At 41.3% G+C, this 15762-nt stretch carries 18 protein-coding genes and 3 tRNA genes; 16 read left to right on the top strand and 5 right to left on the bottom strand.

What is annotated here, in order from left to right; translation table 11 throughout:
- Positions 1-96 precede the first annotated feature (96 nt).
- The 6 genes from thiC (at position 97) to H5126_RS07315 (ending at position 6487) form a co-directional block, all read left to right on the top strand.
- Positions 97-2049, top strand: a complete 1953-nt coding sequence (gene thiC, locus H5126_RS07340) for a phosphomethylpyrimidine synthase ThiC (RefSeq protein ID WP_220491438.1) — start codon at positions 97-99, stop codon at positions 2047-2049.
- Positions 2050-2155: 106 nt separating this feature from the next.
- Positions 2156-3157: an FAD-dependent oxidoreductase gene (locus H5126_RS07335; protein ID WP_182694739.1), complete on the top strand. Its 1002-nt coding sequence runs from the start codon at positions 2156-2158 to the stop codon at positions 3155-3157.
- 7 nt (positions 3158-3164) lie between these two features.
- Complete coding sequence (gene thiS, locus H5126_RS07330; protein WP_182694738.1) at positions 3165-3359, top strand: sulfur carrier protein ThiS; 195 nt, start codon at positions 3165-3167, stop codon at positions 3357-3359.
- Positions 3360-3364: 5 nt separating this feature from the next.
- Positions 3365-4156 carry a thiazole synthase gene (locus H5126_RS07325; protein WP_138488527.1) on the top strand — a complete coding sequence of 264 codons (792 nt, stop codon included), beginning with the start codon at positions 3365-3367 and terminating at the stop codon, positions 4154-4156.
- Positions 4157-4166: 10 nt separating this feature from the next.
- Positions 4167-5702, top strand: coding sequence for a thiamine phosphate synthase (thiE, locus tag H5126_RS07320; RefSeq protein WP_182719904.1), 1536 nt, complete (start codon positions 4167-4169; stop codon positions 5700-5702).
- Between the two features lie 35 nt (positions 5703-5737).
- Positions 5738-6487 (top strand): HesA/MoeB/ThiF family protein, encoded by a 750-nt coding sequence (locus H5126_RS07315; protein WP_182719903.1) that lies wholly within the window; start codon positions 5738-5740, stop codon positions 6485-6487.
- Between the two features lie 457 nt (positions 6488-6944).
- Here H5126_RS07315 and asd read toward each other — a convergent pair whose 3' ends face one another.
- Both asd and rsgA read right to left on the bottom strand, forming a co-directional pair.
- The gene (asd, locus tag H5126_RS07310; RefSeq protein ID WP_004336058.1) at positions 6945-7811 is read right to left on the bottom strand and encodes an archaetidylserine decarboxylase; all 867 of its coding nucleotides are present in this window, start codon (positions 7809-7811) and stop codon (positions 6945-6947) included.
- A 15-nt stretch (positions 7812-7826) separates the two neighbouring features.
- On the bottom strand, positions 7827-8885 hold the full coding sequence (gene rsgA, locus H5126_RS07305) for a small ribosomal subunit biogenesis GTPase RsgA (protein WP_182719902.1): 1059 nt from the start codon (positions 8883-8885) through the stop codon (positions 7827-7829).
- 121 nt (positions 8886-9006) lie between these two features.
- Here rsgA and orn point away from each other — a divergent pair, with 121 nt between their 5' ends.
- The 4 genes from orn (at position 9007) to H5126_RS07285 (ending at position 10127) form a co-directional block, all read left to right on the top strand.
- On the top strand, positions 9007-9552 hold the full coding sequence (orn, locus tag H5126_RS07300; RefSeq protein ID WP_004336052.1) for an oligoribonuclease: 546 nt from the start codon (positions 9007-9009) through the stop codon (positions 9550-9552).
- 261 nt (positions 9553-9813) lie between these two features.
- Positions 9814-9889: transfer RNA gene (locus tag H5126_RS07295), tRNA-Gly, on the top strand.
- Between the two features lie 43 nt (positions 9890-9932).
- A tRNA-Gly gene (locus tag H5126_RS07290) sits at positions 9933-10008 on the top strand.
- A gap of 43 nt (positions 10009-10051) precedes the next feature.
- Positions 10052-10127, top strand: a tRNA-Gly gene (locus tag H5126_RS07285).
- 234 nt (positions 10128-10361) lie between these two features.
- Here the strand turns inward: H5126_RS07285 and H5126_RS07280 are convergent.
- The 3 genes from H5126_RS07280 to H5126_RS07270 form a co-directional block, all read right to left on the bottom strand.
- Positions 10362-10790 carry a secondary thiamine-phosphate synthase enzyme YjbQ gene (locus H5126_RS07280; RefSeq protein ID WP_024595808.1) on the bottom strand — a complete coding sequence of 143 codons (429 nt, stop codon included), beginning with the start codon at positions 10788-10790 and terminating at the stop codon, positions 10362-10364.
- Positions 10787-11254 (bottom strand): chemotaxis protein CheX, encoded by a 468-nt coding sequence (locus H5126_RS07275; RefSeq protein WP_182719901.1) that lies wholly within the window; start codon positions 11252-11254, stop codon positions 10787-10789. Before H5126_RS07275 ends, H5126_RS07280 begins: the two co-directional genes overlap by 4 nt.
- Positions 11255-11329: 75 nt before the next feature.
- On the bottom strand, positions 11330-11767 hold the full coding sequence (locus tag H5126_RS07270; protein WP_002957918.1) for a transcriptional repressor: 438 nt from the start codon (positions 11765-11767) through the stop codon (positions 11330-11332).
- 95 nt (positions 11768-11862) lie between these two features.
- Here H5126_RS07270 and H5126_RS07265 point away from each other — a divergent pair, with 95 nt between their 5' ends.
- The 6 genes from H5126_RS07265 (at position 11863) to H5126_RS07240 (ending at position 15755) form a co-directional block, all read left to right on the top strand.
- A complete protein-coding gene (locus tag H5126_RS07265; RefSeq protein ID WP_149602124.1) occupies positions 11863-12483 on the top strand; it encodes a MarC family protein in 621 nt (206 codons plus the stop codon).
- A gap of 123 nt (positions 12484-12606) precedes the next feature.
- Positions 12607-13539, top strand: a complete 933-nt coding sequence (gene dusA, locus H5126_RS07260) for a tRNA dihydrouridine(20/20a) synthase DusA (RefSeq protein ID WP_039485439.1) — start codon at positions 12607-12609, stop codon at positions 13537-13539.
- A gap of 245 nt (positions 13540-13784) precedes the next feature.
- Entirely contained in the window at positions 13785-14465 is a 681-nt protein-coding gene (locus H5126_RS07255; RefSeq protein ID WP_182719900.1) for a PspA/IM30 family protein, read from the top strand.
- 9 nt (positions 14466-14474) lie between these two features.
- Positions 14475-14681, top strand: a complete 207-nt coding sequence (locus H5126_RS07250; protein WP_101163631.1) for a PspC domain-containing protein — start codon at positions 14475-14477, stop codon at positions 14679-14681.
- Positions 14682-14839: 158 nt separating this feature from the next.
- Positions 14840-15166 (top strand): hypothetical protein, encoded by a 327-nt coding sequence (locus H5126_RS07245; RefSeq protein WP_002957925.1) that lies wholly within the window; start codon positions 14840-14842, stop codon positions 15164-15166.
- Positions 15167-15245: 79 nt separating this feature from the next.
- Positions 15246-15755, top strand: a complete 510-nt coding sequence (locus H5126_RS07240) for a copper chaperone PCu(A)C (RefSeq protein ID WP_024595803.1) — start codon at positions 15246-15248, stop codon at positions 15753-15755.
- Positions 15756-15762: the final 7 nt, after the last annotated feature.

Below are 15762 nucleotides of genomic sequence, written 5' to 3'. Positions count from 1 at the left end.
TATTTTAGGCTGCAAAGTAGCATGTACGCTACTTTACGATCTTTCTCTATTCCTCGGAATATCTGACAAGACAACCCTTAAGCAATGAGGCAAGTCATGTCAAATACTACAAATAAAGCGTCACGCCGAGAAACTCGTGCTGCCGCGTCTGAATATATTTATAACTTAACGGGTCAACCGTTCCCAAATTCTCATAAAGTATACGTTGAAGGTACTCAACCAGGTGTGCGTGTTGGTATGCGTGAAATCACGTTAAGTGACACGTTTATTGGCGGCACAGATGAAAACCCTGTTTATGAGTCAAACGATCCGCTTCGTGTTTACGATACGTCGGGCCCGTATACCGATCCTAATTTTGAACTAGACGTGCGCAAAGGCTTACCAAAATTTCGTGAACAATGGATTGAAAGCCGTGGTGACACTGAGGTTTTAGAGTCAGTGACGTCGCAGTTTTCGCAGCAGCGCATGGCAGATGAAGGGCTGGATCATATTCGCTTTGATCACCTTCCAAAAATTCGCCGTGGTGTCGCTGGTAAAAACGTAACGCAAATGCACTACGCACGCCAAGGGATTATTACTCCTGAAATGGAATACGTAGCCGTTCGCGAAAATATGGGACGTGCAGAAATTCGTAAAGAATTACTAGCCGCGCAGCATAAAGGCGAGTCGTTTGGTGCGAGTATTCCTGAATTTATTACCCCAGAATTTGTACGCGACGAAATAGCCCGTGGTCGCGCTATTTTACCAAATAATATAAACCACCCAGAAACAGAGCCTATGATTGTAGGTCGTAACTTTTTAGTAAAAGTTAATGCCAACATTGGTAACTCATCGGTTAGCTCATCTATTGAAGAAGAAGTAGAAAAAATGGTGTGGTCTACCCGCTGGGGCGCAGACACCGTGATGGACTTATCAACGGGGCGTTACATTCACGAAACACGCGAATGGGTTGTACGTAACTCGCCTGTACCTATTGGCACAGTACCGATTTATCAAGCGCTTGAAAAAGTAAACGGTGTGGCTGAGGATTTAACGTGGGAGATTTTCCGCGATACGCTTATTGAACAAGCCGAGCAGGGTGTTGATTACTTTACTATTCATGCCGGTGTACTGCTTCGCTACGTACCAATGACGGCTAAACGTGTAACCGGTATTGTGTCGCGCGGTGGCTCAATTATGGCTAAGTGGTGTTTAGCGCATCACAAAGAAAACTTTTTATACACGCACTTTGAAGACATTTGCGAAATTTTAAAACAATACGATGTGTGTTTTTCATTAGGTGATGGCCTTCGCCCAGGTTCTATTGCTGATGCCAACGATGAAGCGCAGTTTAGTGAGCTGCGCACATTAGGTGAACTGACTAAAATTGCGTGGAAGCACGACGTACAAGTATTTATTGAAGGCCCAGGGCATGTGCCAATGCACATGATTAAAGCCAATATGGATGAGCAATTAAAGCATTGCGACGAAGCGCCATTTTACACTTTAGGCCCGTTAACGACCGATATTGCACCAGGGTACGATCATATCACCTCTGGTATTGGGGCGGCCCAAATAGCATGGTACGGCTGTGCAATGCTTTGTTATGTAACACCTAAAGAGCATTTAGGTCTGCCAAATAAAGAAGATGTTAAAGAAGGCTTAATTACCTACAAAATAGCTGCACATGCCGCCGATTTAGCAAAGGGGCACCCAGGCGCGCAAGAGCGCGATAATGCGCTATCAAAAGCACGTTTTGAGTTTAGATGGCATGATCAATTTAATATTGGTTTAGATCCAGAGCGTGCTCGTGAGTATCACGACGAAACCCTTCCGCAAGAATCAGGCAAAGTGGCTCACTTTTGCTCTATGTGTGGCCCTAAATTTTGCTCTATGAAAATTAGCCAAGAAGTACGCGATTACGCTAAAGATTTAGAAACACGCGGTATTGATTCAAATGACGCTGGCGAGGCTATTGAGATCAAAATGATTGATGTAGAAGCCGAGATGAAAGCTAAATCTGCCCAGTTTAAGCAAACAGGCTCAGAAATTTACCACAAAGCGGTATAGCAATAAGTTAGATGCAGATGTAGGTGAGGTTTTATACCTCGCTTCTTTAAACATTGAAGAAGTGCGAGTGAGTTCGCACCTACTAATAACTGCTTTTGGAGGTTTTATGTTTTATAACATTGCTGTGGTGGGTTTTGGTTTAGCAGGGCGCTTAGCTGCCCTTGAGCTAAGTAAGTTGCATCATGTAACGGTGTTTGAAGCTGACGATGAGCAAACCCCAAATAGCGCCGGTAAAGTGGCTGCAGCAATGCTTGCCCCGCTGGCTGAATCGGTATTGTGTGAGGCTGATTTAGCTTTAATGGGTCTTGATTCAATGAAGCGCTGGCCAGAAATAGTGAGTGAACTTGAGGGGGATGTGTTTTTTCAGCAGCAAGGCACATTGGTCGTTGCGCATCAGCAAGATAAGGGCGATCTACAAAGCTTTACCCAGAGAATAAAGCCCATAGCAGGGCAAAGCGCTCAGGTATTGAATGCTCAGCAAATAGCGCAGTTAGAGCCAGAGCTTGCTAATCGGTTTAACCAAGGTCTATTTTTACCCTGCGAGGGGCAAATAGATAACCAAGCCTTTTATAAAGCAAGTTTTACCATGCTCAACAAGCGCAAAGTTAAGTGTGTGTTTAACCAGCGCGTAACCATTAAAAACGGTGAAATAAATAATCGACCATTTGACTACATTATAGATTGTCGTGGGCTTGGTGCTAAAAGTGATAAACCGCTTAGAGGTGTGCGCGGTGAAGTCGCAAGGCTATATGCACCTGAAGTAAATTTAACGCGACCTGTGCGTTTAATGCATCCGCGTTACCCAATTTATATAGCGCCTAAACCGAATCATGAATATGTAATTGGTGCGACCGAAATAGAATCGCAAGATAGCGGCGCCGCAACAGTGCGATCAACTCTTGAGTTACTTTCAGCGGCTTATACCGTACACAGCGGATTTGCCGAAGCACGGCTACTTAATATTCAAACCGGATTACGCCCTGCATTTAGCGATAACCGCCCAGAAGTATCACAAGTTGGTAATGTAATTAGCATTAACGGCTTATATCGTCATGGTTATATGCTGGCACCGGCATTAGTGGCGCAAGTAGCTTCACGAATAGAGTGAGAATAAAATGAACATTACAATTAATGGCGAGCTACTTAGTGTTAATAGCAAAGCACTCGTTGAGGTACTTCAAAGTTTTGGTGCAGTTGCGCCTTTTGCTGTGGCTGTTAATGGCGAATTTATTCCACAAAGTCGGCACAGAAACTATGTACTTAATGAAGGTGACAGTGTTGAGTTGCTGTCACCCATTCAAGGCGGATAAAGCTCATGCAAACTAAAGACTGTTTAACTATTTATGGTGAGCAAGTAAATAGCCGTTTATTAATAGGCTCTGCGCTTTATCCGTCGCCTGATATTATGACCCAATCGATAGTCGCCTCTGGAGCTGAAATTGTTACCGTGTCGCTTAGGCGCCAACAAAGTGCAGCAGCCGGTGATGACTTTTGGCAGTTAATAAAAAATACAGGCTTAAAAATACTGCCTAATACCGCCGGGTGCCACAGTGTTAAAGAAGCCATAACGCTTGCAAAAATGTGCCGAGAGGTATTTGCCACCGACTGGATTAAGCTGGAGCTGATTGGCGATGATTACAATTTACAGCCTGACCCTTTTGCGTTACTTGAAGCCACAAAAATATTAATTAATGATGGCTTTAAAGTATTGCCTTATTGCACCGATGACTTAGTACTTTGCCAGCGCTTAAATGAGCTAGGGTGTGAGGTGCTTATGCCGTGGGGGGCGCCAATAGGCACCGGTAAAGGCTTGTTAAATAGCTATAATTTAAAAACTATTCGAGAGCGTTTACCCGATACCACATTAATAGTAGATGCAGGTTTAGGTTTGCCATCGCATGCCTGCCAAGCACTCGAAATGGGGTATGATGCGGTATTATTAAATTCAGCCATTGCAGGGGCGGGCTGCCCAATTACTATGAGCCGCGCATTTAAAGCCGCAGTTGAAGCAGGGCGCTTTGCATATCAAGCAAAAGCAATGCCTGAAAAAGACGTTGCAGCCCCATCAACCCCAACAATGGGTATGCCATTTTGGCATCAGCAGTGAAGGAAAAAATATGAATAACGTAGTGTGGACAATTGCCGGATCTGATTCGGGCGGCGGTGCAGGCATTCAAGCTGATATAAAAGCAATGCAAAGTTTTGGTGTACATGGCTGCACGGCAATTACGGCGCTTACTGCACAAAATAGTTTAGGCGTAGAAGCTATTAATGCGGTGTCTACCGATATTATTGAATCGCAGTTACTAGCGCTTGAAAAAGACATGAAAGCCAAAGTTATAAAAATTGGCATGTTAGCCAATGTGCAGCAAATTCAGCTGATCAGCGAACATATAAGTCATTATAAAGCTAAGTGGCCTGTGCCTCCCGTTATTGTATATGACCCTGTCGCTATTGCCTCAAGCGGTGACTTACTAACAGAAGAGGACACGATAAGTGCAATAAAAGAATGTTTACTGCCGCTGGTGGATGTAATAACCCCAAACACCCACGAAACACAGTTATTAACCGGTGTGTATTTAATTGGCCCAGCTGCAATAAAAGAAGCGGCTAATAAGCTATTAAGCTGGGGTGCAAAAGCCGTTGTTATTAAAGGCGGGCATTGGGATTACCCAAGTGGCTACTGCATTGATTATTGTATTGATAGTAATACACAAAATGGCGAAGAATATTGGTTAGGTAATCAAAAAATACAAACACCGCATAACCACGGCACCGGATGTAGCATGGCTTCGGTCATTGCTGCGTGTTTAGCTAAAGACTACCCATTAAAAGATGCCTTTATTTTAGCTAAAGCATATATAAACCAAGGGCTAAAACAGTCGGTACGCTATGGCGAAGGGATTGGACCGGTTGCTCATACATCGTTCCCCACTAATTTAGCTGACTACCCACAAGTGATTGAGCCGGGGAGCTGGCTGGGTGATGAGCTTGATTTTGATGTGCCGCTTGATTTTAATATGGCTGCTGATTTTGCACCTTGTGAAAGTAAGTCGCTTGGCTTATATGCGGTTGTAGATAGCACAGATTGGTTAGAAAAATGCTTACAACAAGGCATTAAAACAGCGCAGTTACGCGTTAAAAATAAAACGCAAGATGAGCTTGATGGGCTCATTAAGCAAGCTGTTGAGCTGGGCAAGCAATACAACGCACAGGTATTTATAAACGACTACTGGCAGTTAGCTATTAAGCACGGTGCATATGGCGTGCATTTAGGGCAAGAGGATTTAGACATTGCTAATTTAGCGGCAATTAAAGATGCTGGGTTAAGGCTTGGGCTTTCTACTCATGGTTTTTATGAAATGCTGCGTGCGCATAATTATCGCCCTAGTTATATGGCATTTGGTGCTATTTACCCAACCACAACAAAAGATATGACAGGCCAAATACAAGGTCTTGAAAAGCTCATTAAATTTGTACCTCTTATGCAAAGCTACCCAACAGTAGCAATAGGCGGCATTGATTTAAGCCGTGCTGAGCAGGTAGCTAAAACAGGCGTGGGCAGTGTTGCCGTAGTGCGTGCGATTACCGAAGCTGATAATTACGTAGAGGCTATAAGCGCTCTGCAAGTGGCCATAAGCAGTGCCAATTAAAACTAACAGGGGTAATACTAATAAGGCTGATAAACGTGAGTGAGCTAAGCGATAAAGAAACCCTGCGTTACAGCCGCCATTTATTGCTTAGAGAAGTTGGGCTTGAAGGGCAATTAGCACTTAAATCCTCAACGGTTGCAGTAGTGGGGGCTGGTGGTCTAGGTAGCCCAGCGCTTTTATATTTAGCCGCTGCAGGTATTGGAACGCTTATTTTAATTGACGATGATGAGGTTGAGCTTTCAAACTTACAGCGCCAAGTGCTTTATAAAATAAATCACTTAGGACAAAGCAAGGTCGCCGCAGCGGGTAAAGTATTAGCGAGTCTTAATAATCAAATAAACATAGTAACGCATTGTCAAAAGCTAGATGAGAGTAATGCAGCTAACATGCTCAAAGGTGCTGACATCGTACTTGATTGCTCTGATAATTTTAGTACTCGCTATAGTGTAAACCGTTATTGTATTAGCAATAAAACACCGTTAATTTCGGGTGCTGCACTCGCAACCAAAGGGCAATTAATGGGCTTTGATTTTAGGCAAAGTGATAGCCCATGTTATGGCTGTGTTTTTCCACAGGGCGAAGCTACACCGGTTATCAATTGCAGTAACGCTGGGGTTATTAGCCCGTTACTTGGTGTAATAGGCTCTATGCAGGCGCAACTTACGCTCAACTTATTGCTGGGGCATGCAGAGGGAGGTGTGTTTATAACCTTTGATGCGCTCACTTTAAAACAACAGCACTTTAAAGTGATTAAAGATTCAGAGTGTAAAGAGTGTGGTAAATAAGTTTTAGAGGGGCTTGTGCCTTTTATTAAATGTAGCGTTAAAGAATTAAAAGCTGCGCTTTTCGCGTGAGCAAGCTTCACGCCTACAATATATCAAACTTTTGCACCAAGCTTGTTGACGCACAGCTTGCTGGCGTGACGAGCAAAGCTCGTAATTTCTATGCTTTGGTGTCTTCTCATTTACTCCTATTTGTGCAATAAGATCTTAAGTGATTTATTCACAAAGAGGTTAAGAGGACGCTGCGCTTTAGAGAAGTAAAAATAAATAATTACTATGTTTTATGTCTTCTCATTTACTCCTCTTTTGCTTCTCTTTGTGCAATAAGGTTTTAAGTGATTTATTCACAAAGAGGCTAAGAGGGCGCTGCGCTTTTCGCGTGAGCAGGCTTTGCGCCTACAAAAATAAAAAACCGCGTTAATTAAACGCGGTTTTTTTAATTTTGAATTAACGATTGATTTTAATCGTTAATTTTTGCAAATGCAGTACCTAAGCGAGTAACCACTTCTGGTAGTTGGTCATCCAGTATTTCAGCTTTATCAGCACCCCATGCTAGTACCACAGTAGAGCCTAATTTAAATCGACCCATTTCTTCACCCTTTTTAAGCGTGATAGCGTTATCGCCAGTGGTTGGGTATTTCCAACTAAATACATCGCTACCTGCTGGTGGCGTGACAGTACCAGCCCAAATAGTTTCTATGCTGGCTACAATTGTTGCGCCAACAAGTACCATAGCAAGCGGACCAATCTCAGTTTCAAAAATTGCTACTACTCGTTCATTACGCGCAAACAAGTTAGGCACGTTTTGCGCTGTAAGTGGGTTTACTGAAAATAAATCACCTGGCACGTAAATCATTTTGCTTAGTGTGCCATCAATTGGCATATGAATACGGTGGTAATCTTTAGGTGCTAAATAGATCGTTGCAAACTTACCGCCTAAAAATGGTGTTGTATCATCTTGTGAGCCGCCTAGTAGCGCTTGTAAGCTGTAATCGTGACCTTTAGCTTGTATTAGCTGTCCGTCAACAATATCGCCTAGCTGGCTGATTGCGCCATCCACTGGATGAATGATGATATTGCTATCTTCTACCATTGGGCGCATGCCGTCTTTTAAAGGGCGAGTAAAAAATTCATTAAAGCTTTTATAATGAGCCGGATCTGGGTATTGGGCTTCGCTCATATCTACTTTATATTGCTTAATAAATAGTTTAATTAAAGTCGTTGTTAAAGCACCTGCTTTAGCTGCGGCTAATTTACCCACTACGCGTGAAATAAAGTGTTTTGGCATTGCGTACTGCATTGCGATTTTAAATTTGTCTAAACTCACAGTATTTATCCTAAATTATACGCGAGGCGCACGGGCGCCTGCACGGCCATCGGCCATTGTTTCTAAAATTCGGTGGTAGCTGTCAAAGCGCAATTGAGAAATTTTGCCATCTGCTACAGCTTCTTTAACTATACAGCCCGGATCGTTTAAATGTTTACAGTCTCTAAAGCGGCATCCGCCTATAAATTCTCTAAACTCTTTAAAGCACCAGGTTACACGCTCAACATCTAAATGCCATAAACCAAATTCGCGAATTCCTGGCGAGTCGATTAGGTTACCGCCACTTGGTAAATGGTGAAGGCGTGAAACAGTTGTTGTGTGCTGGCCTAGGCCGCTGTTTTCAGATACTTCTTTAGTTAATATTTCAGCGTTAGGTAATACAGTATTAACGAGGGTTGATTTACCCACACCACTTTGACCAACAAAAATGTTATTTTTACCAACAAGTACTTCTTTTAATTCATCAATACCATTACCCGATATATTACTAACAAGGAGTACTTGGTAATCAAGTTTACGATAGATATCGAGAACTTTTTGTATTTCGCTAAGACCTGCGTCATCAATTAAATCTATTTTATTGAGTACTAAAATTGGCTCAATACCCATATCTTCACAGGCTATTAAATAGCGGTCGATAATACTTGGGGTAAACTCAGGTAATACCGCCGATACCATGAGTATTTGATCAATGTTAGCCGCAATAACTTTTACGCCGTCGTAAAAGTCAGGGCGGGTAAGTTGCGAGCGACGCTCTTGCGTGGCTTCAATTACTCCGGCTAAATCACCTTCACTTACTTTGGCACGGCGAAACAATACCTCATCACCACACACTAAATTTGACACGGTACGTCGTATATTACAACGAAGTACATCGCCATTTTCAGTTTCGACATCGGCGTGTTGGCCAAAACGACTGATCACAATTGCGCTCTCGACCTGACCTAAATTATCGGTTTGCCACTCTTGCGCGCCTTTTTTAGCTGGTCTTGGGTCTGCGCTATTAATGCGCTTTTGGTGGTTGGCCTTGATCTGACGCGATTGGCCTTTACTTAATTTTTTCTGTTTTGCCACTGGAGGCCTATAACCTTAGTTAAATGTCGCTTTTCCTAAAAAAAGCTTTAGCTCGACGGTTGATGCTAATATGATATATCGAAATGCGTTGGATCTAAAGGAAAGCACCGCTTAGGTAATTATGACTATTAATAAATCAAATTTAATTTGGCTCGATCTTGAAATGACAGGACTCGAACCAGAGACCGATAAAATACTCGAAATTGCGACGGTTGTCACTGACGCAGACCTCAATATATTAGCTGAAGGGCCAACCATAGCTATTCATCAAAGTGATGAATTACTAAATGGTATGGACGAGTGGTGTACTACGCAGCATGGTAAGTCGGGTTTAACAGCGCGCTGTAAAGCAAGTACATTCGATGAAGAGTATGCCGTGGCACAAACGTTAGATTTTTTAAAACAGTGGGTGCCTGCAGGTGTATCACCAATGTGTGGTAATTCAATTGGGCAAGACCGCCGCTTTATGAATAAATACATGCGTGAACTTGAAGATTTTTTTCATTACCGCAATCTTGACGTGAGTACTATTAAAGAATTAGCACGTCGCTGGAAACCCGAAGTGCTTGCAAAAGTGAATAAAAAAGGCTCGCACCTTGCTTTGGATGACATTAAAGATTCGATTATGGAATTAAAAGTCTATAGAGAAAATTTCTTTAATTTGTAAAAAACACTTGCAAACACATCGGATTATTGTAGAATCCTGCCCCGCTCAAGACGATAACCCACGCGGGGTTAGTGTGTTTGAGTGATTGAATTACCATCAATAAATGCGGTATTAGCTCAGTTGCTAGAATGTTGAACGCGACCCGTCGCGCACCAACGTAAAATAACTGAAGAAATAAAAAATGCGGTACTAGCTCAGTTGCTAGAATGTTGAACGCGACCCGTCGCGCACCAACGTAAAATAACTGAAGAAATAAAAAATGCGGTACTAGCTCAGTTGGTAGAGCGCGACCTTGCCAAGGTCGAGGTCACGAGTTCGAGCCTCGTGTACCGCTCCAATTTCTAACCAAAAGAAATTGTAGTGTTGAGTGAAAATATAATGCGGTACTAGCTCAGTTGGTAGAGCGCGACCTTGCCAAGGTCGAGGTCACGAGTTCGAGCCTCGTGTACCGCTCCAATTTCTAACCAAAAGAAATTGTAGTGATTAAAAGAAGTAAAATGCGGTACTAGCTCAGTTGGTAGAGCGCGACCTTGCCAAGGTCGAGGTCACGAGTTCGAGCCTCGTGTACCGCTCCAATCTTTTTATATCCTTTCAAAATTCTCTGTATTAAAAATCATAAATAAAATTATAATTTAAAATCTCTCTTATCTACTTTATTCTATGTACAATATTCAGCATTAAAGTTTTGGTTGTTAGAAATTATTACTTCGCGCGCCTAAGATTTACGTCTATAGAGTGGCGTATTTTGAATCTATGAGGGTATGGCTGAAGAAAAACAGAGGTTAACATTTTAAACCGAGAAGCTTGAGTTAAAAAAGTTCCCCCTGAATAGTTGCTATAACTCGTCTAGAGCCACCAGAATCACGATGTTCACCTAAATAAATACCTTGCCATGTACCTAACGCTAAATAACCATTTGAAATAGGAATACTTAACTCGCAGCCTAACGTACTGGTTTTTATGTGTGCAGGCATGTCGTCGTCACCTTCATAATCGTGGCGATAATAAGGCTGACGCTCAGGAACGAATTTATTGAAATGGCTCTCCATGTCCATACGAACAGTGGGGTCTGCATTTTCGTTTATTGTAAGGCTCGCTGAGGTATGCTGAATAAATAAATGCAACAAACCAACTTTATAACTCGCCAGTTCAGGCAGCTGAGACAATATTTCATCATCAATTATATGAAAACCTCGCGGGCGAGGCTTTAATGTAATTTGCTTTTGCTGCCAACTCATAGTTTATCGAAACTAACTTCAATGTTTGCATTACCAGCATCACAGCTAAATGGCATGATGATTTTTTTACCTTGGCTTTTGTGAGTAATTGTATGACCCTTACCCGATACCACAATAGGCGTTGCCATATCAAAGTCGAAGCCTTTCTCGCCAAGTAAATTTTTAGCACCACCTGTTACCATGTTGGTTATTTCGCCAACCATATCAGTAACTTCTTCATCTATAGCATCAGGGCGTTCGCCAAGCATACGCTCCATGATGGTCAATGCTAATCCTTCATCAAATGTTATTGAAAATGATCCTCGCGTTTGCGGGCCAACCATCCCAATCAAACCTGATACATCACCACAGGCTATCTCATCAGTTTTAATGCGAGGTTTACCTGGCTTCAATTGAGTTTGAGCCATAGTGCTCAAAACATTAATTAAAGAAGATAAAAAAGGATTGATGAATTCTACATTCATAGTGGCTACTCTTAAATTTGTTCTGTGAAATGACTATATAGTTTGAGTATAGTCACTAAGGATAACTTTGAAGGATTATGATGCTCTGCAAGATTCACATTTACCATGTGCCTCTATTGTCTGCCCTGATACAACAAACCCACCTTCGGCAGCTAAATTATTTAGCTCATGCGAAATTACACTCGAGTGTAATTCTTTGACAAAACCACAGGTATCGCAAATTAACAATTGTACTGGGTGTATATGATCAAAATGATGACACAGCATAAATGCATTTGTGCTTTCAATTTTATGAATAAAACCTAGCTCAGCTAAAAAGTCTAATGCACGATAAATAGTTGCAGGTTTAGCACCCGTTTCAGTTATTTTTAATTGCTCAAGCAAATCGTATGCACCAACACCACCTTGTGCGCTGGCTAATAGGCGAAATACTTTCTCGCGGATAGGCGTAAAACGCGCACCACGGTTGTCACAAACTTGTTTTGCTTTACTTACGAGTGATTCTATATTCATCATTACTCTTATCCTTATGCTACCGTGATATACTAACATACTGTGTTGTAGTTGCAGCGTTTTTATTAAGCGCTTTTTACCTAGGAAACCCAGTAATGCACGAACTATTAGCTATATTTATTTTCTTTTTTGCGGTTATTGACCCCATTGGTACTGTACCTGTATTTATTGCAGTCACACGTGGTGATGATGAGAAATTTAAACGTAAAGTTATATATAAAGCGGTAGGCGTATCTGCATTAGTGCTCTTATTTTTTGTACTTGCAGGTGAGCAATTACTTAACGCAATTGAAATTCCGCTTTCGGCTTTTCAAATAGCCGGCGGTATCATATTACTTATTTTTGCGCTCTCAATGATATTTGGTGAAAGTAAACCAGAAGCCGAAATTAAAAGTGTACGCGACAGCACTGAAACCGCTATTTTTCCGCTTGCGATTCCCTCTATCGCGAGCCCTGGCGCTATGTTAGGCGCCGTATTAATGACTCGTAATGAAGAATATACTTGGGTTGAGCAGTTACTAACGTCTTCGATGATGCTTGCTGTATTGGCTGTTGTACTGGTTTTGTTACTGCTTGCAACGCATGTACATAAATTAATTGGTGACAGTGGTGCAAGTATAGTAAGTAGAATTATGGGGCTTATTTTAAGCTCGGTTGCGGTTACCAATATTTTAAATGGCATAGCCCATTATTTTGGCTTGCAGGTTTTCTCTTAACATTGATGCTCGCTAGACTTTTGTGTAAAATGCAGCGCCTTTTAAGCTGTGCTTAATAACTTTAATACCCTGAGGTTTGCTTTGAATAAATGTACTTTGGATAGACGCTTTTCTGTGGCCCCAATGCTTGATTGGACTGATCGCCATTGTCGTACTTTTCATCGCAAAATGACTAAACATACTGTGCTTTATACTGAAATGATAACCACAGGGGCTATTTTATTTGGTCGAGGCGACTACTTACATTTTAATAAACACGAAGGCCCAGTTGCGCTGCAACTTGGTGGCTCTGATCCTAAAGCGCTTGCGCAATGTGCAAAACTTGCAGGTGAGCGTGGTTATGACGAAATAAATTTAAATGTAGGTTGCCCGTCAGACAGAGTTCAAAATGGCCGATTTGGCGCATGTTTAATGGCTGAACCTCAATTAGTTGCTGAGTGCGTAGCAGCAATGAAAAACGAAGTAAGCATTCCTGTTACCGTTAAAACGCGTATTGGTATTGATGAGCAAGATTCGTATGAGTTTTTATGTGCGCTTATTGAAGCGTCTCATAAAGTAGGGTGTGATGATTTTATTATTCATGCTCGTAAAGCATGGCTTAATGGTTTAAGCCCGAAAGAAAATCGTGAAGTTCCACCGCTTGATTATCCACGTGTTTATCAACTTAAAAAAGATTATCCGCAGCTAGACTTAAGCCTAAATGGCGGTGTTAAAACAATTGAGCAGAGCCTAGAACATTTGCAACATATTGATGGTGTAATGATTGGGCGTGAGGCTTACAGCAACCCATTTATGCTCAATGACGTTGATGAGAAAATTTATGGTGATGCTGCAAACACGCAGTCACGCCACGACGTAGTGCGTTCAATGTATGACTACATTGAAGAAGAAATGCGTTTGGGTGCTAATTTTTGGCATATTGCACGTCACATGCTCGGTATTTTTCAGGGGCAGCCTGGTGCGCGAGGTTTTAGACGCCACCTTTCTGAAAGTGGTCACGGTAAGCAAGCTGATTTATCGGTAATGGATAAAGCATTAAGCTTTGTACCAGAATAAAAACTAAGCTTTAAAAATTCTAAATTTAAGCCACTTTCGAGTGGCTTTTTTAATCCTAAAAATTAGTCAAAATCATAATTTATTGGCCAATTCCACTCTATGTTGTTCAGCTTAAAGTCACTAAAATTTAGAGTGTTTGTTATTTACCATTATGATTTTAAATGCTTTATTTTCTTTTTGATGGACTTGGCACAACTCTTGGAATCTTCTTGTTGAAATTAATTAAAAATCAACAGGAGAATACCATGGGAATATTTAACCGCGTAAATGATGTAATTCAATCAAACATTGTCGCCATGCTTGATAAAGCAGAAGATCCAGAAAAACTTTTAAACCTAATGCTTACCGAGATGCAAGATACATTGAATGAGTGTCGTAGTACAGCAGCCGCTTTATTGTGTGAAGAGAAAGTAATTAATCGCCAAATTGATACTAAAAAAACAGAATTAGCAGCTTGGCAAATGAAAGCAGAACGTGCGGTTGAGAAGGGCAGTGATGACCTTGCTAAATCAGCTTTACTTGAGAAGCAACGCGTTAACGAAAGCATTGAAAATAAGCAAACTCAACTAGAAACATTGCAAGAGTCTATTGCAAAAATTAAGTCTGATTGTGAACGCTTGCAGCAAAAAATGGCTATGGCTAAAACTAAGCAAGCTCAGTTAATGCAACGCCATAATGTTGCTATTGCTAGAGGGCGAATCAGTACGCAACTACAAAGCGATAAAGTTGCCCATGCGTTGTCTCGTTTTGAACAAATAGAGCAGCGTGTTGAAGGTATTGAAGCTCAAGTAGAGGCTTATGAGCTGACTGATACAGCAAGTTCTACCAGTGCCCAAATTGAGTCGTTAGTTAAAAATGAAAAAATTGATGCTGAACTGGCTCGCTTAAAGGCGAACTTAAATACTAATTTAAAACACACTGCTTAGGAGATTGCTATGAACAGCTTTAATCGTCAACGAGGTTGGTATAAAGATACTCTGAATAAAAAAATATCGGGTGTTTGTAGTGGTTTAGCCCATAGATTGGACTTTCCGGTATGGGCAACACGCGTAGTTACTATTTTATTGTTTTTGAGTTTTCCGTTTGCAGTTGCACTTGGCTATTTTATAGCGCATTGCTGTCTTGAAAATAAAGAGTATTAATACCAACAGGCATAAATATTTGAACAATTTAACGAATTAAATCACCCTATAACGTTGTTAAAAATTTTAATTTAGAACAGCTAAGTATAAAAATTTTTGCCTAGTTATAGCGCAATTTTCTTATCGTTAAATAGACCTCATGTATAAGGAGAATTACTATGAAAGCTTTGGCAGTATGTGTAATTATCTATTTATTACTGTTTACTGATTTAATAACGTTTGTGCAGATTGATTCTTGGCAGTTGCCGTTATGGATTGCTGACATTAGTTGGGCTGGGCTCGAGCTTGTAGGTGCTTTGGCCGCAATTATTGCTGTAGTTGCGGTAGTGGCTTTAATTACTATGGGATTAGTTGGTGCCGGTGTAGTGGCATTAGCAGGGACTGTTTTAGCGCTTTTATTCGGATCTATAATGATTGCATGGCCGTTACTATTTGTTGCAGTGTTGTGTTGGCTTGTTGCCGATAACAAAAAAGTAGCCTCTTAATCCTTAATTTGACTGACTATTATAGGTTAACTATGTTAAATTTAGCCTGTAATTTAAAGTTTTCATAAGGATAATAATGATGACGAAACTATGTTTTTCGATGGCTTCTGCATTAATATTTAGTTTTTTTTCGTCATCGTTGGCGGCGCACTCAGGGCACGATCATGGTTCTGATGTGGCTGTGCTAGAAGTAACTAACGCGCAAGTTAGAGAGTTTTTACCTGGCAGTACTTCAACTGTAGGTTATTTAACCCTTATTAATCACAGTGGAGCCGCAGCAACTTTAACTAAGGCAACTATTGATGGCTTAGGGCGTGTTGAAATACACGAACATTCACATGTAGACGGCATGATGAAAATGCAACAAGTTGAATCGGTTGAAATTAAGGCGCACGAAAGTGTCAGCTTTCAGCCTGGCGGTTATCATTTAATGGCATTTGAACCACAAGAGCCATTAAAAGTAGGACAAGAACGTAAACTCACACTATATTTTAGTGACGGTAATCGCTTATTTACTAATGCTCAAGTCGTGTCGCTTGAAGCGCAAGCTAAGCAGTCAAAACCATCTACTCAACACGCTCATCATTAGGAGTACA

The sequence above is a fragment of the Pseudoalteromonas sp. SG45-3 genome, assembly GCF_014164075.1.
Lineage (GTDB): Bacteria > Pseudomonadota > Gammaproteobacteria > Enterobacterales > Alteromonadaceae > Pseudoalteromonas > Pseudoalteromonas distincta.
Note: the sequence above shows the minus strand (reverse complement) of the source record. Positions and strands in the feature narration are given on the sequence as shown.